Raw genomic sequence first — 24883 nt, 5'->3', positions numbered from 1 at the left:
TCAGAACGCCGCCATTGCGGCGTGGACAGCGAGCGCCAGCAGCACCAGGGACGACACCATGAACACCGCCCAGCGGACCATGATGTTGTTGGTGGTCGCCTGGACCAGGCTGTGGACCACGCGCAGGCCCACATAGGCCCAGGCGAGCGTGGCGTTGAGGCCGGCGCCCTGCCCCATCACCGCCAGCGCGAGCGCCGTGGCGTAGAAGATGGTCGGCTGCTCCATCAGGTGGTTGTAGTTGTCGGCCTTCCAGCGAACGCTCGGCGGCAGGCGCTCGGCGAGGCTCGCCGCCGTCAGGCTCGGATCGGGCGTGACGCCAGCCTTGCGCATGGCCGGGATGCGGGTGGCGTAGAGCCACGCCCACATCACCAGCGACCAGAGCACCAGCACGATCACCGGCTGGAGAATGGGACTGTTCATGAGTGCTTCCCCCTGTTTCGAAGCGGCACCTTAACACGGCGCGATGCGACGGCGGTGTTGGGCTGACCTTGACGTAAACGGAAGGGTTCGCTTACGCTGTCAGCCATAAGGAAACGCCAGGGAGGCCAGCATGCCGACGGACCTGCGTCGACCCGCCCGAACCTTCACGATCCGGCAGCTTTGCCTGGAGTTCAAATGCACGCCGCGGGCCCTCCGGTTCTACGAGGACAAGGGCCTGCTGAACCCCGCGCGCGACGGGATGAACCGGGTCTACTCCTACAAGGACCGCGCCCGCCTTCAGTTGATCCTGCGCGGCAAGCGTGTGGGCCTGTCGCTGTCGGAGATCGGCGAGATCCTCGACCTCTACGAGGCCGACGAGAGCGGCGCCCAGCAGGCGGCCAAGAGCCTGCGGAAGTTCAAGGAGCGCATCGTGGCGCTCGAGAACCAGAAGGTCGACATCGACAACGCCATCGCCCAGCTCCAGCAGGGCGTGGCGATGATGGAGCAGCGGCTGGCGGAGACCCGTCCCGACCTGCTGCCCAGGGCGGCCGACTACGACCAGGTCTTGCGCCACCGCCTCGACGGGGTAGAGCACAGCGAAGCCAAGTAGCCCCGCGGGCGCGCCGCCCCGGGGACCTCAGACACACCGGAGCGTCCATGACCTTCCAGCCCCCCGTGCGGGACTACCAGTTCCTGCTGCGCGACGTCCTGCAGCTCGAGCGCTACGCCAACCTGCCGGCCTTCGCCGACGCCGCCATGGACACGGTCGACCAGATCCTGGAGGAGGCCGGCCGCTTCACCGCCGAGGTGCTCGCCCCGCTGAACGGCGTCGGCGACAAGGAGGGCTGCGCCTGGAGCCCCGACTTCACGGTGAAGACGCCCACCGGCTTCAAGGAGGCCTACGCCCAGCTCGTGGACGGCGGCTGGCCGGCGCTTGGCGCCGACCCGAACTACGGCGGCCAGGGCCTGCCGCACGTGGTCAACCTCGCCTTCTCGGAGATGAGCTCCTCGGCGAACATGGCCTTCTCGATGTACCCGGGCCTGACCCACGGCGCCTATTCGGCGATCCACGTCGGCGGCACGCCGGAGCAGAAGGCGCTCTACCTGCCCAAGCTTGCCTCGGGGCAATGGGCCGGCACCATGAACCTGACGGAGCCGCACTGCGGCACCGACCTCGGCCTGCTGCGCACCAAGGCCGTCCCGCAGGCGGACGGCACCTATAAAATCAGTGGGCAGAAGATCTGGATCTCCGGCGGCGAGCAGGACCTGACCGAGAACATCGTCCACCTGGTGCTGGCCCGCATCGAGGGCGCGCCGGCCGGGGTGCGTGGCATCAGCCTGTTCATCGTGCCGAAGTACATCCCCGACGCCGACGGCAATCCGGGCGGGCGCAACAGCGTGAAGTGCCTGGGCCTCGAGGAGAAAATGGGGATCCACGGCAACGCCACCTGCGTGATCAGCCACGAGGAGGCCACCGGCTGGCTGATCGGCGAAGAGAACCGCGGCCTGCCCATCATGTTCGTGATGATGAACGAGGCGCGGATCGGGGTGGGCCTGCAGGGCATCGCCCAGGCAGAGGCCGCCTACCAGGCCGCCGCGCAGTTCGCCAAGGAGCGCCTGCAGGGCCGCTCCCTCACCGGACCGAAGAACCCCGACGGCCCGGCCGACCCGATCATCGTCCACCCGGACGTCCGCCGGATGCTGATGGACGCGCGCGCCATCGTCGAGGGCGGGCGCGCCTTCCTGGCCTGGACCGCCCTGCACGGCGACCTCAGCCACGCCAGCCCCGACGAAGCCGTGCAGCAGAAGGGCCGCGACTACATGGCCCTCCTGACCCCGGTGCTGAAGGCGTTCCTGACCGACCGCGGCTTCAAGGTCTGCTCGGACGCCATGCAGGTGCACGGCGGCTCGGGCTTCACCGAGCACTTCCCGGCCAGCCAGTACCTCCGCGACGTCCGGATCGCGCTGATCTACGAGGGCACCAACGGCGTCCAGGCGCTGGACCTGGTCGGCCGCAAGCTGGCTGCCGACGGCGGCCGGGCGGTGATGAGCTTCTTCGCCGAGCTCGACGCCTTCATCGAGGCCAATGGCGGCGACGAGGGCCTTAAGCCGTTCGTGGCCGGCCTCGCCAAGGCCAAGGGCGAGCTGCAGGAGGCCACCATGTGGCTGATGCAGAACGGCCTGGCCAACCCCGAGAACGCCGGGGCCGCCTCCACCGACTACCTGCACCTCTTCGGCCTGACCGGGCTGGCCTACATGTGGACCCTGATGGCCAAGGCGGCGCAGGAGAAGATCGCCGCGGGCGAGAGCGACCCGCTCTACCCGCGCAAGCTGACCATCGGGCGCTATTACATCGAGCGAATCCTGCCGGAGACCTCGGGCCACCTGGCCAAGCTGAAGACCGGCTCGGAGCTGATGATGGCGCTGCCGGCTGAGGCCTTCTGATGGCGAAGCACCGCGCGACCGTGGAATGGGTCCTGACGGACGCCTCTCCCGAGGACTTCCTGAAGGGCCGCTACAGCCGCGGTCACGCGGTGCGTTTCGACGGAGGCCACGAGGTCCCCGCCACAGCCTCGCCGCACGTGGTGGGGAACCGCTGGGCCGTCGCCGGCGCCGTGGATCCGGAGGAGATGCTGGTGGCGGCGATCTCCAACTGCCACATGCTGAGCTTCCTGCATGCCGCACGGGAGGCGGGCTTCGTGGTCGCCCGCTATCTCGACCGCGCCGAAGGGGTGATGGAGAAGAACGCCGAGGGTCGGGTCGCCGTCACCCGCGTCGCGCTCCGGCCCGAGATCGCCTGGGAAGGCAAGGCGCCCACCTCCGGCGAGCTCGACCACCTGCATCACCAAGCGCACGAGATGTGCTTCATCGCCAATTCGGTGAAGACCGAGATCGTCGTGGAGGCGTCGGCGGCCGCCTAGGTTCTCTTTTCGTTCTTGACTCTCCCGGAAGCTTCACCTTGAGCTATCCGCAGGAGGAACGCGCATGGGATATTCCGTCGCTTGGATCGCGGTGAAGGGTGTGACGCCCGAAGCCCTCATGGAAACGCTCGGCCTCGAGCCGGCTGGGAGCGTACGGCGCAACCAGGCTCACGTCGGCGCATTGGCCGGCGGCTGGGCGCTCTACGTTGACGACAACATCGAGCGCGCCTTCGGGCAGCCGCTGGAACGCCTGGTAGCGCTCGGCGCAATGACTTTGGCGGCCCGGGAGGAAGACCACGTCATGTACTGCGAGGCTCGCGGCTACGAGGGCGGCCGCGAGACCTGGCGCGTCGTGCGGGACAGTTCGGAGGAGCCCTACATGCACGTCGCCGTCACGGGCCAGCCCCCGCCACAGTTCGAGGAGATCCGCGCCAACGCTTTCGCCGAGCAGGTGGCGGAAGGCGGCGAGGAGGCCGGCGTCGACATGATCTTCGATATCCCGCTCGAGCTCTCCCGCTCGCTGTGCGGCTACCGGCCGGATCTGGAGGACGGGCCGGAGCTGACCCCGACCCGCGCGATCGGTCAGGCAAAAGGCGGAGGATTCTTCGCGAGGCTGTTCGGCAAGGGCTAGGCCGCGTCAGGACCAGGCCCAGGGTGGAGGAGCGCGGTCAGCCTCGCCCGGAGCCCCGCCGCGTCCTTCAGCTCGCATTCCCAGATCGTCTCGACGCGCCAACCGAGCTCGGCGAGCTCGGCCTGGGTGCGCGCATCGCGCGCGACGTTGCGGCCGACCTTGGCCGTCCAGTAGTCGCGGTTCTGCTTCGGCACCCGACTCCCGCGGGCGCAGTCGTGGCCGTGCCAGAAGCAGCCGTGCACGAAGATCGCCAGGCGCCGAGCCGGCAGCACGATGTCGGGGCTGCCCGGCAGGTCCTTGCGGTGCAGCCGATAGCGGGCGCCGAGCGCGGTCAGCGCCCGGCGCACGGTCATCTCCGGCGAGGTGTCGCGCCCCTTGACGCGGCGCATGACCGCGGAGCGCTTCTCCGGCGGATAGACGTCGGTCAAAGCCCCTCGAACAACGCCGTGGAGACGTAGCGTTCGGCGAAGCTCGGGATGATGGCGACGATCAGCTTGCCGGCCATGTCGTCACGGCTGGCCACGTCGAAGGCGGCGGTGAGGGCCGCGCCCGAGGAGATGCCCACGGGGATGCCCTCCTCCGCCGCCGCGCGCCGCGCCATGGCGAAGGCGTCGTCGTTGGAGACCTGCACCACCTCGTCGATGACACCGCGATCGAGGATCGAGGGCACGAAGCCCGCGCCGATGCCCTGGATCTTGTGCGGCCCGGGCGTGCCGCCGGAGAGCACCGGCGAGGCCTGCGGCTCCACCGCGATCATCTTCACCGACGGCTTGCGGGCCTTCAGCACCGATCCCACGCCGCTGATCGTACCGCCGGTGCCGACGCCGGAGATCACCGCGTCCACGCGGCCTTCGGTGTCGTTCCAGATCTCGTTGGCGGTGGAGACCCGGTGGATCAGCGGGTTGGCCACGTTGTCGAACTGCTGGGGCATGACCGCGCCGGGCGTGGCCTCCACCAGCTCCTTGGCGCGGGCCACGGCCCCGGCCATCCCCTTCTCGGCCGGCGTCAGCTCGAGCTTGGCGCCCAGCAGCAGCAGCATCTTGCGCCGCTCCATGGACATGCTCTCGGGCATGACGAGCGTGAGTTTGTAGCCCTTGGCGGCGGCCACGAAGGCCAGCGCGATGCCGGTGTTGCCCGAGGTCGGCTCAATGATCACGCCGCCCGGCTTCAGCACGCCCTTGGCCTCGAGGTACTCGATCATGGCCACGCCGATCCGATCCTTCACGGAGGCGATCGGGTTGAAGAACTCCAGCTTGGCCACGACCTCGCCCTTGGGCTTCAGGGCGGCGGTGAGGCGCGGCAGCCGCACGAGCGGCGTGTCGCCGATGGTGTCGATGATCGAGTCGAAGATCTTGCCGCGGCCGGCCCGCTCGTAGCGGCTGGCGTCGTAGGTCTTGTCGGGGGTGGCGTCCATGGGCGGCCTCGGTGGCTTTCTCGCTGCGTCCGTTCGCCGCGAAACCTAAGCCTTCTGCTGGGGATTGGAAGCGCCCTCGCCCGCAGGAATCGTCAACTCGCCTTGAGGGCGGCTCTAGGCGGTGCGCGCCCGGGCCGGCGCGCCCGCCAGCAGCGGCTCCAGGAGCTGGGCGGCGAGCCAGCGCACCACCGGCACGGCTACGCCGTCGCCCGTCACGTGCAGGGCGGCGGTGGCCGCCGACGGCAGGCGATAGCTCTCCGGCAGGCCCATGAGCCGGGCGGCTTCCCGCGGGCTCAGCAGGCGCGAGCGCACCCCGCCCTGCCCCACGACCACGATGGACTGGCGCGAGGACCCGCCGCCGGGCGTCCTGAGGCAGCCGGCCACGCCGTCGAAGCGCACCTCGGCCCGCTGCACGCGACGGCCGTCCTCCTCCCGGGTGCGCCGGAAGACGGCGCCCACCGCCCGCTCGCCGCGGGCCTGCATGGCCTCCAGCCGCGCCCGGTGCAGGGGGGCCATCAGCTCGAGCAGGCGGGCCGTGCGCTCTGGCGGGTGCCACCCCACCGCCGCATCGGGCTCCAGCAGGGCGGCTAGGTCGGTGTTGCGCGACGGGGGCGCGGCCAGTCGCCACCAGACCCATCGCTCGGCGAGATGCGGCGGCAGCGCGAGGGCGGCGGCCCTGACGGCGCGCGTGTGGAAGGGGCTCTCGCCGGTGAGGTGCGCCGGCGGCGGCTCCCGCACGGCGAAGACGAAGACCCGCGGCCGCGACTGCGGCAGGAAGGCCTGGGCGTCGATCTCCAGCGCCCCGAAGCGATAGCCCTGGGCAGCCAGCGCCTCGCCCAGGGCCGCGAAGTCCGCGCCGCCGTGCGAGGTGAGGAGGCCGGACACGTTCTCGATCACGATACCGCGCGGCGCGCGTCCCTCGGCGGCGAGCCCCTCCATGAGCCGCCAGAAGCCGAAGAAGGCCGAGGAGCGCCCTCCGGCCAGGCCCGCGCGGGCGCCGGCGAGGCTGAAGTCCTGGCACGGACTCGACGCCCAGGCGAGGTCGGGGACGCCCGGCAGGTCGCCCGCGGCGAGCTTCCAGACGTCGCCTTCGTGGAAGTGGTCGGCCGCGTCGGGAAAGTTCGCCCGGTACGTTCGCGCCTTGACCGGGTCGAAATCGTTGGCGAAGGCGCAGGTCCAGCCGGCGGCGAGGCCGAGCCGCGCCATGCCGCCGCCGGCGAAGAATTCATAGAAGGCGAGGGGCGCGCTCACGGCGGCGAGGCTAAGCTGATTTGCCCGAAGCGCACGCCTGCTGTCATGCTACGGCCATGCGCGCCCTCCCGATCCTTCCGGTTCTGTTCCTCGTCTCGGCCTGCAATCCTCAGGCGCCCGACGGCGCCGCGGCGCCGCCCCCCGCCGACGCGCCCGAGGCTGCGGGACCGCTGCAGGCGGCCCCGCCGTCCACGATCATGGACTTGAGCCAGCCGCTGCTGGCCCGCGGCACGGAGCCGTTCTGGGCCGTGCGGATCGAGGGCACGAAGTTCACCCTGATGCGAGCGGGCGAGCCGGAGAAGGTGTTCGAGGCGCCGGGGGCGCAGATCACGCCGGGCCGCGCCACGTGGCAGGCCAAGGCGCCCGACGGCGACACCCTGGACGTGACCCTCTACGTCAGCGACTGCAGCGACGGGATGAGCGACCTGCGCTACCCGATGGCCGCGGAGGTGGCGAACCTCGGCCGCACCCTCAACGGCTGTGCGGCGAAGATCTCGGAGCTGCCGCGCGAAGGGGCGCAGCCGAAGGGATAAGGTCAGCCGTGGCCGAGTTCGAGCGTCTGGAGCTGCGACTGGGCCGCAGCCTCCGACTTGTGCGGCACGGGCAGCATCAGCCCCACGCCGACCGCGATGGCCGCGGCGGCGGCCAGAAAAGCCTTGAGCGGCATCCCGGGTCCCTCGTCCGTTCTGCGCATCGTGATCCTTGCAGCCTAGCCTGCCCTGGTTAATGGGCGCGCAGAGAACACGCTTAATTATCAGCGAGTTCCCACGGCCAAGCCTGCTGCGCCCTTGACCTGCCGCAGGGTCCGGCGGGCTTAATGGCGGCAACGACAGAAAAACGCCTTCAGGGAGGCGGCGCGATGGAAAGAGCCTACGATCTCGTGATCCGCGGCGGGACGGTGGTGGACGGGTCCGGCGCTGCGCCGGTGGAAGCCGACGTGGCGGTCATGGACGGGCGGATCGCGGCGGTCGGCCGGATCACCGGCGAAGGCCGCGAGGAGATCGACGCCCGCGGTCAGATCGTGACGCCGGGCTTCGTCGACATCCACACCCACTACGACGGCCAGGCGACCTGGGACGAGCGGATGCAACCCTCGTCCTGGCACGGGGTCACCACCGTCGTGATGGGCAACTGCGGCGTGGGCTTCGCCCCTTGCCGCCCGGAGGACCACGACCGGCTGATCCGGCTGATGGAAGGGGTGGAGGACATCCCCTTCCCGGTGCTGAGCCAGGGCCTGCCGTGGACCTGGGAGAGCTATCCCGACTACCTCGACCGGCTGGCTGAGCGACGGTTCGACGTGGACGTCGGCAGCCAGCTTCCGCACGCGGCGCTGCGGGTCTTCGTCATGGGCGAGCGCGGGGCGGACCGCGAGCCCGCGACCGAGGCCGATATCCACGCCATGGCGGCGCTGGCCAGGCGCGCGGCGGAGGCCGGCGCGCTGGGCTTCGCAACCTCGCGGACGCTGAACCACCGCACTTCGGACGGCCAGCCGACGCCCACCCTCACGGCGGGCGAGGACGAGCTGACCGGCATCGCGCTGGGCCTGGCCGCGGCAGGCCGCGGGGTGCTGCAGGTGGTCTCCGACTTCGCCGACCCGGAGGCCGAGTGGGCCATGCTGCGCCGGATCGTCGAACGTTCGGGCCGGCCCCTGTCCTTCAGCCTGGTGCAGAGCCCCCGCGCCCCGGAGAGCTACCGCTACCTGCTGGATCGCCTCGCCGAGGCCACGGCGGCGGGCCTGCCGATGCGGGCGCAGGTCGCCAGCCGGCCGGTGGGCGTGCTGTTCGGCTTCGAGCTGACCATGAACCCGTTCAGCCAGCACCCGGCGTACCGGGAGATCCGCGACCTGCCGCTGGCGGGCAAGGTGGAGCGGCTGCGCGAGCCTGGGTTCCGGGCGCGTCTGCTGCACGAGGAGAGCGAGGCGCAGCGCGGCTTCGCCGGGACCCAGCCGCGCGCCTGGGGCAACATGTTCCTGCTGGGGGAGGAGCCCGACTACGAGCCGACCCGCGACACCACCGTCGCCGCCATCGCGACCCGCACGGGCCGGGATCCGGCCGAGGTTGCCCTCGACCACATGCTGTCCCGCGGCGGCCGCGGCATGCTCTACCTGCCGTTCCTGAACTACGCCGACGGCAGCCTGGACCCGGCCTACGAGATGCTGAGCCATCCCGACTGCGTGCCCGGCCTGTCCGATGGCGGCGCGCACGTGGGGATGATCTGCGACGGCAGCTTCCCGACCACGAACCTCGTCCACTGGACGCGCGACCGGACCCGTGGGCCCAAACTGTCGCTGGAGCACATGATCGCCGGCCAGACACGGCGGACGGCCGAGACGGTGGGCCTGTTCGACCGGGGCCTGGTGGCGCCCCGGTACCGCGCCGATCTCAACGTGATCGACTACGGCCGGCTGTCGCTGAGGGCGCCCGACGTGGCCTATGACCTGCCGGCCGGCGGGCGGCGGCTGATCCAGCGGGCGGACGGCTATACGGCGACCGTCGTGGCCGGCGAGGTCACCTACCGCGACGGAACGCCCACCGGCGCCCTTCCAGGCCGGCTGCTGCGGGGGGCGCGAGGCGCGCCCGCGGCGATGGCGGCGGAGTAGGCCCGCCGTTAGGCGAACCTCAACCTCTGGCCGGTTAGCCGGATAGGCTTACGACCACGCGAGACCTCCCATGACCCGCGCCGGCAGCCGCACGCTCCACCAGCTCGTCTACGCCAGCCGGATCCGGATCCCCTGGCCCGACCAGGCGCGCGAGGTGGACCAGATCGTCCGCGCCTCCATCGAGAACAACCGGCGGGCCGACGTGACCGGCCTGCTGCTGGTGCACGACGGCTGGTTCGTCCAGGCCTTGGAGGGGCCGGCCGAGGCGGTGCTCTCCGCCTACGGCCGCATCCGCGACGACGCGCGACACGAGGATTGCCGCGTGCTGCACGCGGGCCCGGGCGAGAGCCGCAGCTTCGAGGACTGGAACATGTGCGCCCGGCACATGACGCCGGCCGACGAGGCGATCCTCGACACCCTGCACATGCGCGGCGCGTTCGAGCCGCACAAGCTCACCGGCAAGCAGGCCCTGCGGCTGCTGAAGGCCGTGCGCGGCGTCCAGCACAGCACCCAGCTCCGCGCGCTGGGGTAAAAACGAGAACGCCGCATCGCCATCGGCGCGAAATCCCGCCATAAGCCGCGGGATGCCGTCCGCCGTCGCCGAAGCCGAACACGCGCCGCTCGACCGCGCGCGCGCGATCCTGCGCCGCACCTTCGGCCACCAGGACTTCCGCGGCCTCCAGGCCGAGGTGATCGCGGAGGCGCTGGCCGGCCGCAGCGCCATGGCCGTGCTGCCGACCGGCGGCGGCAAGAGCCTCTGCTACCAGATCCCCAGCCTGATGCGGCCGGGCCTGGGGCTGGTGGTCTCGCCGCTGATCGCGCTGATGTCGGACCAGGTGGCCGGGCTGATCCAGTCCGGCGTGGCGGCGGCGCGGCTGGATTCCAACATCGAGCCGGCGGAGAAGGCCGAGACCTGGCGGCGGATCGAGGCCGGCGAGCTCGACCTGCTGTACGTCTCCCCCGAGGGGCTGATGCAGCCCTGGATGCTGGACCGGCTGGCGCGGACGCCGCTGGCGCTCATCGCCATCGACGAGGCCCACTGCGTGAGCCAGTGGGGCCACGACTTCCGCCCCGAATACCGAATGCTGGGGCGGCTGGCCGAGCTGTTCCCTGACGTCCCGCGCCTCGCGGTCACCGCCACCGCCGACGCCCGGACCCGTGAGGACATCCGCGCCGAGCTTCGCCTGGAGGACAGCCGCGAGTTCGTGGCGAGCTTCGCCCGGCCCGAGCTGATCCTGTCCGCCGAGCGGAAGCGGGGCGGCAAGGAGAAGCGGGTCGTCGAGCTGGTCACCGCCCGGCCGGACCGCTCGGGCGTGGTCTACGCCGGCTCGCGCGACGGGACGGAGAAGCTGGCCCAGGCGCTGCGGGACGCCGGCGTGCCGGCGCTCGCCTACCACGCCGGGCTCGAGCGGCGGCTGCGCACCGAGCGGCTGGAGCAGTTCCTGGAAGCGGACGCGGCGGTGATGGTGGCGACCATCGCGTTCGGCATGGGGGTCGACAAGCCGGATGTCCGGTTCGTGATCCACGCCGATCCGCCCTCCTCCATCGAGGCCTACTGGCAGGAGATCGGACGGGCGGGCCGGGACGGCGACCCGGCCGAGGGGATCACCCTCTACGGCGCCTCCGACATGGCCTGGGCGCTCCGCCGCATCGCCGAGCGCGACATGGACGAGGCGGTGAAGCAGGTGCAGGTGCGCAAGGTGCGCCAGCTCTACGCCCTGCTGGATGGCGTCGGCTGCCGGGCCGCCGCCGTGCGCCGCTACTTCGGCGAGACCGGCGTGAAGGCCTGCGGCCAGTGCGATCTGTGCACGGGCGCCGTGGAGACGACGGACGCCACCGAGGCCGCCCAGAAGGCGCTGTCGGCGGCCCACCGGCTAGGCGGCCGCGTCGGTCGCGGGCGGCTCGTGGACCACCTGCTCGGCAAGACCAAGGACCCGAGCGCCTTCGAACAGGGACTGTCCACCTGGGGCATCGGGACCGAGTTCAGCCCCGCCCAGTGGCGGGACCTCACCGAGCAACTGATCTTCGAGGGCCTGCTGCGCGAGGACCCGAACGACGGACGGCCGCTGGTGGGCATCGGCGACGCGGACGCGGTGCGCCAGGTGTTCCGCGGCGAGCGGCGTGTGGCCATGCGCAAGCCGGCCGAAGGCTACGACGCCGGCACGCGCTCGGGACGTGCCCGCAAGCGCAGCCGCGACGCCATGGCGGCGCTTTCCCCGGCCGACCAGCCGCTGTTCGAGGCGCTCAGGGCCTGGCGGAGCCGTGAGGCCAAGGCGCAGCACGTGCCGCCCTACGTGATCTTCAACGATCGCACCCTGGTGGAGATCGCCGCCGCCCGGCCGGGCGGCCGCGCCGCGCTCGCACGGCTGAACGGCGTCGGCGAGGCCAAGCTCGCCCATTACGGAGAGGCGGTGCTGGAGGTGGTCCGGGGCTTCGAGGCCTGAGGGCCGTTCCTCCCCCGCCCCCGCGGGAGAAGGGGAGGAACTTGGCGGCCTAGAACCCGGCCTTGACCTCGACGCCGATGATCCGCGGGTCGTTGACGAAGCCGGTCAGGTTGTTGAAGTCGATGCCGCCTTCCAGCGACTTATCGTTGGTGATGTTGCGGCCGAACACCGCCACCTCCCAGGTCTGCGGCGCGCGGTAGCCGAGGCGGAAGCCGCCCTCGAGCAGGCGGTCGTCGCCGTATTCCGCCGACTGGTAGAGGAAGAAGTTGACCTTGGAGCGGTAGGCCCAGTCCGTGAACACGAAGAGCTCGCCCGCGCCAACGGGCCAGGAATAGCCGGCGGTGACGTTGGCGATCCACTTGGGCGCGTTCGGCAGGCTGTTGCCGTCGATGCGCACCGTCCCGGGCAGCGGGCCGGCCGGGTCCAGCACCGTGCAGCCGCTGCCGCAGGGCTGGGTGAACAGGTCGGAATCCTTCAGCTCGGTCTTGTTGTAGGAGAGGCCGGCGGTGAGCCGCAGGCGGTCGATCGGCTCGGCCTCGGCGTTGAACTCGAAGCCGTAGCCCACCGCCTCGTCGGCGTTGAGCAGGCGGTTGAAGTTGGCGCCGCCGCCGACGGCGGTGATCTGCATGTCCTCGACCTGGTAGTAGAAGACCGTGGCGTCGAAGCGCGCGCGGCCGCCGGGAGCGTCGCCCTTCACCCCGGCTTCGTAGGACATCACCGTCTCCTTCTCGGCGATCGACAGCGTGTCGCCGAACACCAGGCGGCCCTGGATCGAGGGCGCGCGGTAGCCGCGGGAGACGCGGGCGTAGAGGTTCAGGTCGTCGCTCGCGGCGTAGGTCGCGCTGAGGTTGAAGCTGACTTCGCTGGAGTCGGGGCTGGCCCGGAGGATCGGGGTCGGCGGGGCGCCGACCGGCGACTGGGTGCGCTGGGCCAGGAAGTCCTTCTTGTCGTCGGAGTAGCGGATCCCGCCGCCGATCCGAAGCGCGTCGGTAAGGTCGTAGTCGAGATTGGCGAAGACGGCCCAGCTCTCGGTCTTCTGGTTCTGGTAGGCGTAGCCGTCCTGGGCCCCGCCCACGAGGGTGTTGAAGCTGTAGCTGTCGATCTTGATGCTTTCGCGGAAGTAGAAGGCGCCCAGCGTGTAGGCCAGCGCGCCGCTGTCGCCGGCCAACCGCACCTCCTGGGTGAACTGGCCGTGGAACGGCACGCCGTCGGCGCTCTCCGACGGGAACGGGATCAGGCCGGGGCCCGACGGCGGGGCGAAGACCGCCCCGAAGCCGCCGTCGATGTCGGCGCGCGAATAGGTGTCCACCCGCTCGTAAGCGGTGATCGAGGTGATCTCCGGCCCGCCGAGATCGTACGTCAGGAGGAGGTTGGCGCCCGAGGACTCCACCTTCTGGATCGAGCGGGGCTCCGCGTCGTGGAAGACGGTGTCGCGGTCGAAGCCGTCGACGAAGTTGTTCGTGCCCTTCTCGATGATGTTGGCGCGGAACACCCGCGGCGTGCCGTCGAGGTGCTGGTAGTGCAGGTTCAGGAGGGCGGAGAAGGCCTCGGTGGGCGTCCAGAGCAGTTGGCCGCGGACGGCGAACTGATCGTAGCCCTCCAGCACGTTCTTCTCGCCGGTGAAGCCGTTGTCGACCCAGTTGTCGCGGTGCTGGTAAAGCGCCGAGAGGCGGCCGGCCAGGGCGCCCGGGATGATCGGGCCGGAGATCGCGCCCTCGGCGTTGATGGTCGAGAAGGTGGCGTAGGAGGCCTGGGCGTAGCCCTCGAGGTCCTGGGTCGGACGGGCGCTGGCGAACTTCAGCACACCCGCCGGCGTGTTGCGGCCGAACAGGGTGCCCTGCGGTCCCTTGAGCACTTCCACCTGGTCGATGTCGAACAGCGGGAAGCCCTTCAGAACCGGGTTCTCCAGCACCACCTCGTCGTAGACGAAGCTCACCGGCTGGGAGGCGTTCAGGTCGAAGTCGGTGTTGCCGAGGCCGCGGATGTAGGGGCGCGGGAAGGTCCGGCCGAAGCTGGACTCCATCGTCAGGCTGGGCACGCGGGCCGAGAAGACGCGGATGTCGCCGCCGGACGAGCGGATGGCGTCCAGCTTCTCGCCGCTGACCGCGGTCACCGCCACCGGCACGTCGTTGATGTTCTCCGCCCGCTTCTGGGCGGTGACGATCACCTCGCCGATCTCGGTGTCCTGCGCGGCCGCACCGCCGGCCGCCGCCAGCACCGCCATAGCCGCACCCGCCGCCAGCGCCGTGCGCCGCGTCCATGCCCTCTTCATCGAGCGCCCCTTGGATTGTTGATCACGAAGCGGCCGCCCGACTCGCCGGCCGCGACACCGAAGCTACACCGCCGGGTCGCGGCGGTGTCATTCCGGCGGCCCGGAAGCCACGCTTCGGGGCGTCAGCGTGGTTCCTGGGCAACAGGCGGGCGCGGGCGCCTAGGCGACGGGCGCGGCCTCCCAGCCTCCGCCCAGCGCCTTGTAGACCGCCACCACCCAGGTGTTCAGCTCCGTGCGCGCCGCGCTGGCTGCGTCCTCGGCGGCCAGCAAGGAGCGCTCGGCGTCGAGCAGGGTGAGGAAGTCCGTCGTGCCCTCGCGGTAGCGGATCCGGGCAAGCTCGGCGGCGCGCCGGGCGGCCGTGGCCCGGTCGGCCAGGCTGCGGAGGCGGGCCTGCTGCTGGGCGTAGCCCACGAAGGCGTTCTCCACGTCCTCGAGGGCGACGAGCACCGTGCGCTCGTAGTCCGCGAGGGCGGCGTCGCCGCGGGCCTCCTGCGCCCGCAGCCGGGCGCGCGCGCCGGCGAAGTCGAGCGCCGGCCAGCTCACCGTCGGCGTGACGCTCCAGGCGCGGCTGTCGCCGTCGCCGAGCGCGCCGAAATCGCCGGCGAGGAAGCCGAGGAAGCCGCTGACCCGGACGCGCGGGAAAAGGTCTGCGGTGGCGACGCCCACCCGAGCCGTCTGGGCGGCCAGCCGGCGCTCGGCCGCTTGGACGTCAGGCCGGCGTCGCAGCAGGTCGGAGGCTTCGCCGATGGCGAGCGCCTGGACTCGGGGTGGCACGTCCCGGGCCGGGGTCAGCAGGGCGTCCAGCGCCCCCGGACGCTCGCCCACCAGCACGGCGAGCCGGTGGGCGGCGCTCTGGGCCTGGATGGTGAGCGCGGGGATGGTCGCCTCGGTGGCGCTGAGCTCGCCCTGGGCGCGGGCCACGTCGACGGCGTCGCCGGAGCCCACGTCGAAGCGGGCGCGGGTCAGGCGCAGGGTCTCGCGCTGTGTGTCGAGGTTGCGACGGGCGACCTCGAGCCGGTCCTGGGCTCCGCGGAACTCGAGGTAGGTCCGGGCAACCTCCGCGGCGACGGTCACCTGCGCTGCGCGCAGCTCGGCGCGGGCGGCGCCGGCGTCCGCGGACGCCGCCTGGACGCCGCGACGGACTCGGCCGAACAGGTCGATCTCCCAGGCCGCATCGAAACCGGTCTCGAAGGTCTCGTCGGTGAGCGGCGGCCCGCCGGGCTGGGGCGTGCGCCCGTCGCTGTAGGCGGCGGCGGCGGTGACTCGCGGAAGCTGGTCGAGCCGCACGTCGCGGAAGATGGCGCGGGCCTCGCGCACCCGGGCCTCGGCGATCCGCAGGTCGAGGTTGCCGGCCAGGGCCCGGCCGACCAGGTCGTCCAGCACCGGGTCTCCGAACTGCCGCCACCAGGTCGTCTCCACCTGCGCCGAGGTGAAGGCGGCCGGATCGGCCTTGCGGAACTCGGCGGGCGGCGTAGCCGGCGCCTCGTAGCGGGGGCCGACCGCGCAGGCCGAGAGGGAAAGGGCGGCGAGCGGAGCCGCCCACAGGACCTTGGAAGTACGCATGGTGCCTGTCCTCATTCCGCCGGCGCCGGCGCGGGTGCGGCGCCCGCCGACTGGAACCGGCCGCTGAGCTTGCGGATGACCAGGTAGAAGACCGGGGTCAGCATCAGCCCGAAAAGGGTGACGCCGAGCATGCCGGAGAACACCGCCACGCCCATGGCGCGGCGCATCTCGGCGCCCGCACCGTGGGACCAGACCAGCGGCGCCACGCCCATGATGAAGGCGAGCGAGGTCATCAGGATCGGCCGCAGGCGCAGGCGGCAGGCCTCCAGCACCGCGTCCCAGGTGGGCACACCGTGGGCCTCCCGGTCGCGGGCGAATTCCACGATCAGGATGGCGTTCTTGCAGGCCAACCCCACCAGCACGATCAGGCCGATCTGGGTGAAGATGTTGTTGTCGCCGCCGGCCAGGTTCACCCCCACCAGCGCCGAGAGCAGGCACATGGGGACGATCAGGATCACGACGAGCGGCAGGCTCCAGCTCTCGTACTGCGCGGCCAGCACCAGGAAGGCCAGCAGCACGCAGAGCGGGAAGATGTAGATCGCCGTGTTGCCCGCCAGGATCTGCTGGTAGGTCAGGTCGGTCCATTCCCAGCTCATGCCGTTGGGCAGGTTCGCATTGGCGATCCGCTCCATGGCCTTCTCGGCCTGACCGGACGAGAAGCCAGGCGCGGCGCCCCCGTTGATCTCGGCGGACAGGTAGCCGTTGTAGTGGGGCACCCGGTCGGGCCCGGTGGTCTCGTCGAGTGTCACGAAGGCGCCCAGTGGGATCATCTGGCCGCTGCCGTTGCGGGTCTGCAGGCGCAGCACGTCCTCGGGGTCGAGGCGGAAGCGCTGGTCGGCCTGCACATGCACCTCGTAGGTCCGGCCGAACCGGTTGAAGTCGTTCACGTACAGCGAGCCCAGATAGACCTGCATGGTCTCGAAGAGGTCCGTCAGGTTCATGCCCTGGGCCCGGGCCTTCTCCCGGTCGATGTCGGCGCGCACCTGGGGCACGTTGATCTGGAAGCCGGAGAAGACGCCGGCCAGCGCGGGCTCCTTCTGGGCGGCCGCCACCAGGTTCTGGGTCTGGCGGTAGACCTCCTCCGAGCCGAGGCCGGCGCGGTCCTCGATCTGCATCTTGAAGCCGCCGATGGTGCCCAGGCCCATGACGGGCGGCGGCGGGAAGACGGCGATGTTGGCGTCCTGGATCGCGCCGAACTTGCCGTTGAGCTGGCCCGCGATGGCGCCCGCCGACAGCTCGTGGCTGGTCCGCTCCTCGAAGGGCTTCAGCGCCACGAAGACGATCCCGGCGTTGGGCGCGTTGGTGAAGCCGTTGATCGACAGGCCTGGGAACGCCACGGCGCTTTCGACGCCGGGGGTCTTCAGCGCGATGTCGCTCACCTGGCGGATCACGGCCTCGCTGCGGTCGAGGGACGCCGCCTCGGGGAGCTGCGCCGCCGCGATCAGGTACTGCTTGTCCTGGCTGGGCACGAAGCCGCCGGGGGTCTTCATGAAGGCCAGCGCCGTGATGGCGATCAGGCCGGCATAGATCACCAGCGCCACGCTGGAGCGGCCGAGCAGCCGGCTGACGCCGCCCACGTACCGGTCCGAGCTGCGCCGGAAGAAGCGGTTGAACGGCACGAACAGCCAGCCGAACAGCCGGTCGATCAGGAGCTGCAGGCGGTCCTTCGGCGCGCCGTGCGGCTTCAGCAGCACGGCGGCCAGGGCCGGCGAGAGGGTCAGCGAGTTGAACGCCGAAATCAGGGTGCTGATGGCGATGGTGAGCGCGAACTGGCGGTAGAACTGGCCGGTCAGGCCGCTGATGAAGGCGGTCGGCACGAAGACGGCGCAGAGCACCAGGGCGGTGGAGACGATGGGACCCGTCACCTCGTGCATGGCTTGGCGGGCGGCGTCCGGCGGCGAGAGCCCCAGCTCGATGTTCCGCTCCACGTTCTCGACCACCACGATGGCGTCATCGACGACGATCCCGATGGCCAGCACCAGGGCGAACAGGGTGAGCGTGTTGAGGCCGAAGCCCATCATCAGCATCACCGCCAGCGCGCCCACGAGCGACACCGGCACGGCGATCAGCGGGATCACCGAGGCTCGCCAGGTCTGCAGGAACAGCACCACCACGAGGACGACCAGCAGGATGGCTTCGAAGAGGGTGTGCACCACCGCGTCGATGGAGCCGCGCACGAAGACCGTGGGGTCGTAGGCGATCCGGTAGTCGACGCCTTCCGGGAAATCCTTCTTCAGCTCGGCCATGGTGGCCCGCACGTCGGCGGAAAGCTGCAGGGCGTTGGAGCCCGGACGCTGGAAGATCGGCAGGGCGACCGCGGGGCGGTTGTCGAGCAGCGAGCGCAGCGCGTAGCTGTTGGAGCCGAGCTCCACGCGCGCCACGTCGCGCAGGCGGGTGACCTCCCCTTGCTCGCCGGTGCGGATGATGATGTCGCCGAACTCCTCCTCGGTGGAGAGGCGGCCCTGCGAGTTGATGGCCACCTGGAAGTCGGCGGCGCCCGGCGCCGGCGGGGCGCCGAGCTGGCCGGCCACCACCTGCACGTTCTGCTCGCGCACCGCGCGGATCACGTCGCCGGCCGTCAGGCCGCGGGCGGCGACCTTCTCGGGATCGAGCCAGATGCGCATGGCGTAGGGGCCAGAGCCGAACATCTGCACGTCGCCGACGCCGTCGATCCGGGCGAGCTGGTCGCGGACGCGGAGCTGGGCGTAGTTCGACAGGTAGAGCATGTCGTAGCGCTGATCCGGCGAGATCAGGTGCACGACCATGGTGAGGTCCGGGGAGGCCTTGTTGGTGGTGACGCCGGCGCGCTGCACCTCCTGAGGCAGGCGGGGCAGCACCTGGGCGACCCGGTTCTGCACCTGCACCTGGGCCTTATCCAGGTCGACGCCCAGGCGGAAGGTGACGGTGATCGTCACCACACCGTCGGCGGTGGCCTGGGAGGACTGGTACAGCATGCCCTCCACGCCGTTGATGGCCTGCTCGATGGGCGAGGCGACCGTGTCCGCGATGGTCTCGGGGTTGGCGCCGGGATAGACGGCGCGCACCACGACGGTGGGCGGCACCACTTCCGGGTATTCGCTGATCGGCAGGCGCGGCAGGGCGATCAGCCCGACCACGAAGATGATGATCGAGAGCACCGCCGCAAAGCGCGGGCGGTTCACGAAGAACTGCGAGAAGTTCATGGGGACTCGTCCGGGGAGGGGGGACGAGGCCGCCCGGCGCTATTGCGCCGAGCGACCCGTGTCGGCTTGGGCGACGCGCAGGGGCGCGCCGGTGAGCTGGGCCAATTCGGCCTCGGGCAGGCGGAAGGGCTGGACCGTGGGCTTCACGGCTTGTCCGGGCTTCACCCGCTGGCCGCCGTTCACGATGACCACGTCGCCGGGCTTGAGGCCGGCGCGCACGATCCTGAGGTCGCCCACGCGCGGGCCGACCGTCACCGCCCGGTACTGGGCGACGCGGTCCCCGCCCACCACCAGGACAAAGCGCTTGCCGAGGTCGGCGGCGATGGCGCGGTCCGGGATGAGGGCCACCGGCTCGGGACGCGAGCCCACCAGCTTCACGCGGGCGAACAGGCCCGGCGTGAACCGCCCGTCGGGATTGCTGAAGATGGCGCGCCCCTGGATCGTGCCGCTCTGGGCGTCGACCACGTTGTCGACGAACACCAGCCGCCCCTCGTGGGGATGCCCCTGCTCGTCCATCAGGCCCATGTAGACGGGCCCCGGCTGAGTGCGCGCCGTCTCGGCGTACTTCAGGTAGGTCTGCTCGTCGGCGTTGAAGGTGGCGTAGATCGGGCTGTCGGAGACCACCGTGGTCAGCACATCGGAGCTGCTGACCAGGTTACCCTCGGTGATCAGGGCCCGCGACACCCGGCCGGAGATCGGCGCGGTGATGCGGGTGAACTCGAGGTTGAGCTTGGCAGAGGCAAGGGCGGCGGCGGCGGCGTCGAGGGTCGCGCGGGCGGCCTTCTCCTCGGAAACCAGGCGATCGTACTCGCTGCGGGCGAGCGCCGCCTGCTCCACCAGCCGCTCGCCACGACCGCGGTTGGCCGCGGCGAGTTCGAGCCGGGCGCGGCCGGCGGCGACCTCGGCCGTGAGCCGGGCCACCTCGGCCTGGAACGGCCGCGGGTCGATCTGGAACAGCACCTGGCCCTTGCGGACCGTGGCGCCTTCCTGGAACCGGACGCTGTCGATGTAGCCGCCCACGCGCGGGCGGACCTGCACGGTGTCGACGGCTTCGAGACGGCCGGTGAACTCGTCCCAGGTCGGCAGCTCGCGTACGACCACCGGCGACGCGGTCACCTGCGGCGGCGGCGCCTCGGCGGGCCCCTGCTGGGCGCGGGCGCCGCATCCGGCGATGAACAAGGACAGAGCCATCATGGCGCCGAAAGGCGCGATGGAACGCACACGCATGACCAAGCTCCAGCTTCAGTTTGGGCCGCAGGCGTCTTGAACTCCGCGCCTGATCGGCTCACATTGGCGATGTGACTATACCGTTCGGTATCACCTGCAAAGACGATACTGACCGGTCACTCACACGTCAATGCAAGGAAAAATGAAAGTTGGTGGGAGGGAAAATGGAAGGTGGGAGTACAGCCAAGGTGGGTAGCGCTACCGTAGGTGGCAAGGGACCGGACGTGAAAAAGTCCGCCCGCGATCGAATTTTCGAAACGGCCTGCGAGCTGTTCTACGAGCGCGGCATCCGTGCGGTGGGCGTCGAAACCATCGCAGCCGAGGCCGGCGCGACCAAGATGACGCTCTACCGGAACTTCCCCTCGAAGGATGAGCTCGTCGCCGCGTGCCTGCGCGAGCAGGCTCGGGAAAGCTGGAGCTGGTGGGACGAGGTCATCGCCCCGCACGCGGGCGATCCGCGCCGCCAGCTCGAGGCCCTGTTCGAGGCTTTCGGCCAGAAGACCTGCGGCGACACCCGCGGCTGCGCGCTGTCGAACGCCGCCATCGAACTGCACGAGCCGGACCATCCGGCGCGGGGGGTGGCGGTGGATCACAAGACGGAGATGCGAGCCCGGATCGGCGACCTCTGCCGCGAGGCGGGCGCGCCCGACGGCACACTGGCGGACGGGCTGTTCCTGCTGCTGGAAGGCGCCTACGTGGCCCGGGTGACGTTGGGCGAAGACGGCCCTGTCCGCGGCCTGAGCGCTGCGGCCAGGGCCCTCATGACCTGTGCGCTGGACGGCGCTCAGCCGTCGAGGTCGAGCCCCAGGGCCAGCCGCCCCGCGTAGCGGAGCTGCGGCTTCTCCTGCAGGGGATGGAAGCGGGCGCCCTGCACGTCCCGGAACGCCCGCTCCAGCCCAAGCTCGCGGTAGAAGGCGCGACCGCCCACCGCTTCCATGGCGCGCTCCGCGGTCCGGATGGCGGCCTGTCCGGCGATCTGGCGCAGCGCCATGACCCGGCCGGTCGTCTCCGGCCCTGGCCAGGATGACGCAGCAAGCTGAACCATCGCATCGACAGCCGTCTCGCAGCCGATGAAGGCCGTCTCCATCTCCCCGACAAGCTGCACGAGCCCCTCGTCGGGCGCCCGCTTGCGGACCGCCTCGAGCGCGATCGCCCGGGCGCCTCCCGCCACACCGCGATACGCCGAGTAGATGATCGGAAAGGCGATGAGGCTGATGGCGTGGAACAGGGGGTTCCACATGCCCTGCGGCCGGCGCCCGGCGATTGCGGCGTCCGGCACGAACACCTCGGAGAGCTCCACGTCGTGCGACCCCGTCGCCCGCATCCCGAGCGTACGCCAGGTGTCCAGGATCCGGACCCCGTCCGCCTTCAGCGACACAGCGAAGTGCAGAACCGTGGGGCCCGCTTCGGGATCGTCGTAGACCGCGCTGGTGTTGAGCAGGTCGCCCGCGGGACAACCGCTGGAAAAGGCCTTGCGGGCCGTGATGCGGAACCCGCCGTCCACCTTCTCCGCGCGGCCGACGCTTTGAAGCCAGTCGGACCCGCCACTGGAGACCAGCACGAGGTCCTCGGCCGCGACCCGCTTCAGCAGGCCCTCGGTGGGCGCCCCCTCGTGCGTCCGCCGCCACACCGCCAGGGCTACGATGTGGCTGTGCATGGCGAAGGCCAGGCCGGTGGAGCCGCAGCCTGACGCCAGGATCCTGACGACCTCACAGAGCGACGCGTAGCTGGCCCCGCCGCCGCCGAGGTCCTCAGGCACATGCGCCTTGAACAGTCCGGCCGCCTTGAGCAGCGCAAACGCGTCGGCGGCGAACAGGTCCTCGGCGTCGCATCGGGCGGCGCCGGCGGCGATCTCGCCACGCAGCGCCTCGGCGCGAGCGGCCCACTCTGCGGGACGGGAAAGGGTTTCGACTTGGGTCATGGGGAGAGCCTTCGGAAGATCGTTGTTCCGCGAGCATCCGCCTGCCGCCGCCCCTTGGCCAGTTCAGGATCTGAACCGCGGCCGGTACAGCATCTGAACTAGCAGCGTTCTTCGAAGGGCGTACTCTTGGCCCAGCAAGGGAGGCGCCCATGGCTCAGTCCGGATATCTGCAGTTCTGCCCCGTCGCCATGGCGGCCGAGCTGCTGTGCACGCGCTGGACAGCCATAGTGCTGCGGGAGCTGCACGCCGGAACCGCGCGGTTCAACGACCTCCGGCGTGGCGCGCCGCGCATGTCGCCGGCCTTGCTCTCCCAGCGGCTGAAGGAGCTGGAGGCGGCCGGCCTGGTGGTGCGCCGCCCGGCTGCGGGCGAGCCGGGCGTGCTCGAGTACCGCCTGACCGACGCCGGCCTGCAGACACGCCCCTTCGTCGAGGCGCTGGGCGCCTGGGGTCAGCGCTGGATCGACCCTGAGCTCTCGCTGCAGCGCCTCGACGCCCAGTTGCTGATGTGGGACATGCGCCGCAACCTCGACCCCACCCCGCTGCCGCCGCGCCGCAGCGTCATCATGTTCAGGTATCCGGAGCAGCCGGAGGGCCTGCGGTCGTTCTGGCTGGTGGTGGCGCCCGACGCGCCGACGGACCTCTGCTCTGTGGATCCTGGATTCGACGTCGATCTCTACGCCACCAGCGACCTTCGGACGATGACCGCCATCTGGATGGGGGTGGACACCGTGCGGGCGGCCGTGAACAGCGCGCGCCTCACCCTGGTGGGTGACGGCAAGCTGGCGGGAGACATGCAGAGCTGGCTGGGGCTCAGCCCGTTCGCCCGGGAACAGAGGCTGGCAAGCTGAGCCGCGCTTCCCCGGGCCCGGTCATGCGGTAAGAAGGCGCATGCGCGCCCTTGCCCTCGCTCTCGCCGCCGCCCTGTTCGCCGCGCCCGCAGCCGCCCAGCCGGAGGCCCGCTTCGCCGACATCCTGCCGCCGGCCCCCGCCTGGCGCGGGGCGAGCGAGCGGCTCGTGGCGCCGGCGAACCACCCCTGGATCACTCCGGCCGAGAAGGCGGGCTTCCGCACCACGCCGTCCTACGCCGAGACCCTGGACTACCTGCGCCGGCTCGCCGCCGCCTCCGACCTGATCCGGCTCGAACGGTTCGGCGACACGCCGGAGGGGCGGGAGCTGGTGGTGGCGGTGGTCAGCAAGGACAAGGGCCGGCTGGATCCCAAGAAGCCGGTCGTGCTGGCCCAGGCCGGCATCCACTCGGGCGAGATCGACGGCAAGGACGCCGGCCTCATGCTGCTGCGGGACATCACCCAGCGCGGCAAGGCGGACCTGCTGGACAGCGTCAACCTGCTGTTCGTGCCGGTGTTCAACGCCGACGGCCACGAGAACACCTCACCGTACAGCCGGCCCAACCAGCGCGGGCCCGAGAGCCAGGGCTTCCGCACGACGGCCCAGAACCTCAACCTGAACCGCGACTACGCCAAGCTCGACGCGCCCGAGATGCAGGCGATGCTGGCGCTGATCGGCCGCTATGACCCGGACCTTTACCTCGACCTTCACGTCACCGATGGCGTCGACTACGTCCACGACATCACCTTCTCCTTTCCCGGCTGGGGCGGGCGCTACGCCCGCAGCCCGCGTTCGGGCGCGTGGCTGGACAAGGCGCTCCGGCCGGCCATCGAGCAGGCGCTCAGCCGCAACGGCCACTTCCCGGCCCCCTACCTCGACCCCATCGACCCGCGGGCGCCGGAGAAGGGCTTCGCCGTGGGAGCGGACACCGCGCGCTTCTCCACCGGCTTCGGCGACCTGCGCCGGATGCCGACCGTGCTGGTCGAGACCCATTCGCTGAAGCCCTACCGCCAGCGGGTGCTGGGAACCTACGTCCTGCTGGAGGCGACCCTTCGCGCCACCGCGGCGGGCGCAGCCGAGCTGGAGGCCGCCCGGTCGGCGGACCGGACGCTCAGGCCCGACCGCGTGGTGCTGTCCTGGAAGCCCCTGGCGCAGCCGGTGGACCGGATCCTGTTCCGACCGGTCCGCCGGGAGACCTGGCGCTCGGGGGCGTCGGGCCGTGAGGAGGTCCGCTGGCTCGGCCGGCCTGGCGAGCCGGTGCAGGCGCCGGTGTTCGTCTCCGAGCCGGACGTGGTGGTCCAGCGGCCGGCCGCCTACTGGGTGCCGGCCCACAAGTCCGAGGTGATAGACCGGCTTCGCCGGCACGGGGTCTCCTTCGAGATCCTCCGGGCGCCGCGCACGGTGGACGTCGAGCTCACCCGTCTCGTGGCGCCGAAGCAGGAGCCGGCCATGGAGGGCCGCTTCCCGGTGGGCGCGCAGGACTATGTGGCCGCGCGGCGGAGGGTGACCTATGCGCCGGGCTCCGTCCGCGTTCCCACCGACCAGCCGCTGGGCGAACTCGCCAGCATCCTGCTCGAGGCGCGCAGCCCCGACAGCTTTCTGGCCTGGGGCTTCTTCCCCGAGATCCTGCAGCGCACCGAGTACATGGAAGGCTACGTCATCGCCCCGCTCGCGGAGCGGATGCTGAAGGACGACCCGAAGCTCGCCGCCGAGTTCCGCGCCCGGCTTGCCGCCGACCCGGCCTTCGCCGCTGACGGCGACGCCCGCCTGCGCTGGTTCTACGAGAAGACGCCGTACTTCGACCCGCGCTACCTGGTCTATCCGGTGGGGCGCGAGACGGCGGGCTGAGGCTCAGCCCTTGCGCCAGGCGGCCTCCAGGGCGCGGCGGGTCCAGGCGGCGGCCACGTCGGGATCCTCCCAGACCTCTTCCGGCGCCTGGCGGTACGAGGTCTCGCGCACCTCGCCGGTCTTGGTCGCGTAGCGGAAAGGCTCAAGGGCGAGCTCGTCGAACTCGGCCGCGGTGACCGCATCCGACTTCAGGTAGAGCGTGTCGGCGATGGCCAGCGCGAACATGCGCTCGCCGGAGAACACGCCGACGCCGCCGAACATGCGCCGCGTCCGCAGCTCGGGGGCGGCGGCCAGCGCCTCCCGGACCTGCTCGAGGAAGGACGCGCTGACCGCCACGGCGGGCC

The 24883-nt window shown here is 71.1% G+C and carries 22 protein-coding genes; 11 read left to right on the top strand and 11 right to left on the bottom strand.

The annotated features are described in order from the left end of the window. Positions 1-420: an MAPEG family protein gene (locus ACE3Q8_RS00605; RefSeq protein ID WP_374467939.1), complete on the bottom strand. Its 420-nt coding sequence runs from the start codon at positions 418-420 to the stop codon at positions 1-3. 130 nt (positions 421-550) lie between these two features. Here ACE3Q8_RS00605 and ACE3Q8_RS00600 point away from each other — a divergent pair, with 130 nt between their 5' ends. From ACE3Q8_RS00600 to ACE3Q8_RS00585, 4 genes are all read left to right on the top strand, one after another. Next, complete coding sequence (locus tag ACE3Q8_RS00600) at positions 551-1030, top strand: MerR family DNA-binding transcriptional regulator (RefSeq protein ID WP_374467937.1); 480 nt, start codon at positions 551-553, stop codon at positions 1028-1030. Between the two features lie 47 nt (positions 1031-1077). Continuing rightward, positions 1078-2865: an acyl-CoA dehydrogenase C-terminal domain-containing protein gene (locus ACE3Q8_RS00595; RefSeq protein WP_374467935.1), complete on the top strand. Its 1788-nt coding sequence runs from the start codon at positions 1078-1080 to the stop codon at positions 2863-2865. Further along, positions 2865-3341 carry an OsmC family protein gene (locus ACE3Q8_RS00590; RefSeq protein WP_374467933.1) on the top strand — a complete coding sequence of 159 codons (477 nt, stop codon included), beginning with the start codon at positions 2865-2867 and terminating at the stop codon, positions 3339-3341. The genes ACE3Q8_RS00595 and ACE3Q8_RS00590 overlap by 1 nt, the downstream gene beginning before the upstream one ends. Before the next feature lie 64 nt (positions 3342-3405). Then, entirely contained in the window at positions 3406-3972 is a 567-nt protein-coding gene (locus ACE3Q8_RS00585; RefSeq protein ID WP_374467932.1) for a hypothetical protein, read from the top strand. Here ACE3Q8_RS00585 and ACE3Q8_RS00580 read toward each other — a convergent pair. The 3 genes from ACE3Q8_RS00580 to ACE3Q8_RS00570 all read right to left on the bottom strand — a co-directional run bounded on the left by ACE3Q8_RS00580 (position 3969) and on the right by ACE3Q8_RS00570 (position 6637). Then, a complete protein-coding gene (locus ACE3Q8_RS00580) occupies positions 3969-4400 on the bottom strand; it encodes a very short patch repair endonuclease (protein ID WP_374467930.1) in 432 nt (143 codons plus the stop codon). The genes ACE3Q8_RS00585 and ACE3Q8_RS00580 overlap by 4 nt on opposite strands. Continuing rightward, entirely contained in the window at positions 4397-5386 is a 990-nt protein-coding gene (gene cysK / locus ACE3Q8_RS00575; protein WP_374467928.1) for a cysteine synthase A, read from the bottom strand. Before cysK ends, ACE3Q8_RS00580 begins: the two co-directional genes overlap by 4 nt. Positions 5387-5500: 114 nt before the next feature. Further along, positions 5501-6637: a DNA cytosine methyltransferase gene (locus tag ACE3Q8_RS00570; protein ID WP_374467926.1), complete on the bottom strand. Its 1137-nt coding sequence runs from the start codon at positions 6635-6637 to the stop codon at positions 5501-5503. Positions 6638-6693: 56 nt separating this feature from the next. Here ACE3Q8_RS00570 and ACE3Q8_RS00565 point away from each other — a divergent pair, with 56 nt between their 5' ends. Beyond that, complete coding sequence (locus ACE3Q8_RS00565; RefSeq protein ID WP_374467924.1) at positions 6694-7170, top strand: COG3650 family protein; 477 nt, start codon at positions 6694-6696, stop codon at positions 7168-7170. A gap of 2 nt (positions 7171-7172) precedes the next feature. Here the strand turns inward: ACE3Q8_RS00565 and ACE3Q8_RS00560 are convergent, their stop codons facing one another. Next, positions 7173-7331, bottom strand: coding sequence for a hypothetical protein (locus tag ACE3Q8_RS00560; RefSeq protein WP_374467922.1), 159 nt, complete (start codon positions 7329-7331; stop codon positions 7173-7175). 165 nt (positions 7332-7496) lie between these two features. Here ACE3Q8_RS00560 and ACE3Q8_RS00555 point away from each other — a divergent pair, with 165 nt between their 5' ends. The 3 genes from ACE3Q8_RS00555 to recQ all read left to right on the top strand — a co-directional run bounded on the left by ACE3Q8_RS00555 (position 7497) and on the right by recQ (position 11680). Then, positions 7497-9236, top strand: a complete 1740-nt coding sequence (locus ACE3Q8_RS00555; RefSeq protein WP_374467921.1) for an amidohydrolase family protein — start codon at positions 7497-7499, stop codon at positions 9234-9236. A gap of 70 nt (positions 9237-9306) precedes the next feature. Continuing rightward, positions 9307-9768 (top strand): BLUF domain-containing protein, encoded by a 462-nt coding sequence (locus ACE3Q8_RS00550; RefSeq protein WP_374467919.1) that lies wholly within the window; start codon positions 9307-9309, stop codon positions 9766-9768. Between the two features lie 52 nt (positions 9769-9820). After that, positions 9821-11680 (top strand): DNA helicase RecQ, encoded by a 1860-nt coding sequence (recQ, locus tag ACE3Q8_RS00545; protein WP_374467917.1) that lies wholly within the window; start codon positions 9821-9823, stop codon positions 11678-11680. A 49-nt stretch (positions 11681-11729) separates the two neighbouring features. Here recQ and ACE3Q8_RS00540 read toward each other — a convergent pair whose 3' ends face one another. From ACE3Q8_RS00540 to ACE3Q8_RS00525, 4 genes are all read right to left on the bottom strand, one after another. Further along, positions 11730-13952, bottom strand: a complete 2223-nt coding sequence (locus ACE3Q8_RS00540) for a TonB-dependent receptor (protein WP_374467915.1) — start codon at positions 13950-13952, stop codon at positions 11730-11732. Between the two features lie 159 nt (positions 13953-14111). Next, positions 14112-15515 carry an efflux transporter outer membrane subunit gene (locus ACE3Q8_RS00535; protein WP_374467913.1) on the bottom strand — a complete coding sequence of 468 codons (1404 nt, stop codon included), beginning with the start codon at positions 15513-15515 and terminating at the stop codon, positions 14112-14114. 11 nt (positions 15516-15526) lie between these two features. Beyond that, complete coding sequence (locus ACE3Q8_RS00530; protein ID WP_374467911.1) at positions 15527-18697, bottom strand: efflux RND transporter permease subunit; 3171 nt, start codon at positions 18695-18697, stop codon at positions 15527-15529. Between the two features lie 39 nt (positions 18698-18736). Continuing rightward, a complete protein-coding gene (locus ACE3Q8_RS00525) occupies positions 18737-19924 on the bottom strand; it encodes an efflux RND transporter periplasmic adaptor subunit (protein WP_374467909.1) in 1188 nt (395 codons plus the stop codon). 224 nt (positions 19925-20148) lie between these two features. Here ACE3Q8_RS00525 and ACE3Q8_RS00520 point away from each other — a divergent pair, with 224 nt between their 5' ends. Then, entirely contained in the window at positions 20149-20751 is a 603-nt protein-coding gene (locus ACE3Q8_RS00520) for a TetR/AcrR family transcriptional regulator (RefSeq protein ID WP_374467907.1), read from the top strand. On the opposite strand, the gene ACE3Q8_RS00515 is transcribed toward ACE3Q8_RS00520, so the two are convergent. Then, complete coding sequence (locus ACE3Q8_RS00515) at positions 20709-21845, bottom strand: acyl-CoA dehydrogenase family protein (protein ID WP_374467904.1); 1137 nt, start codon at positions 21843-21845, stop codon at positions 20709-20711. The genes ACE3Q8_RS00520 and ACE3Q8_RS00515 overlap by 43 nt on opposite strands. Before the next feature lie 149 nt (positions 21846-21994). Between ACE3Q8_RS00515 and ACE3Q8_RS00510 the strand changes: the two genes are divergently transcribed. Beyond that, a complete protein-coding gene (locus ACE3Q8_RS00510; protein ID WP_374467903.1) occupies positions 21995-22693 on the top strand; it encodes a winged helix-turn-helix transcriptional regulator in 699 nt (232 codons plus the stop codon). Between the two features lie 40 nt (positions 22694-22733). Continuing rightward, complete coding sequence (locus ACE3Q8_RS00505; RefSeq protein WP_374467901.1) at positions 22734-24539, top strand: M14 family metallopeptidase; 1806 nt, start codon at positions 22734-22736, stop codon at positions 24537-24539. 3 nt (positions 24540-24542) lie between these two features. On the opposite strand, the gene ACE3Q8_RS00500 is transcribed toward ACE3Q8_RS00505, so the two are convergent. Then, entirely contained in the window at positions 24543-24875 is a 333-nt protein-coding gene (locus ACE3Q8_RS00500; protein ID WP_374467899.1) for a TfoX/Sxy family protein, read from the bottom strand. Positions 24876-24883 lie beyond the last annotated feature (8 nt).

The organism is Phenylobacterium sp. (assembly GCF_041913825.1).
Classification (GTDB): domain Bacteria; phylum Pseudomonadota; class Alphaproteobacteria; order Caulobacterales; family Caulobacteraceae; genus Phenylobacterium.
This window is presented reverse-complemented; position numbering and strand designations above follow the sequence as displayed.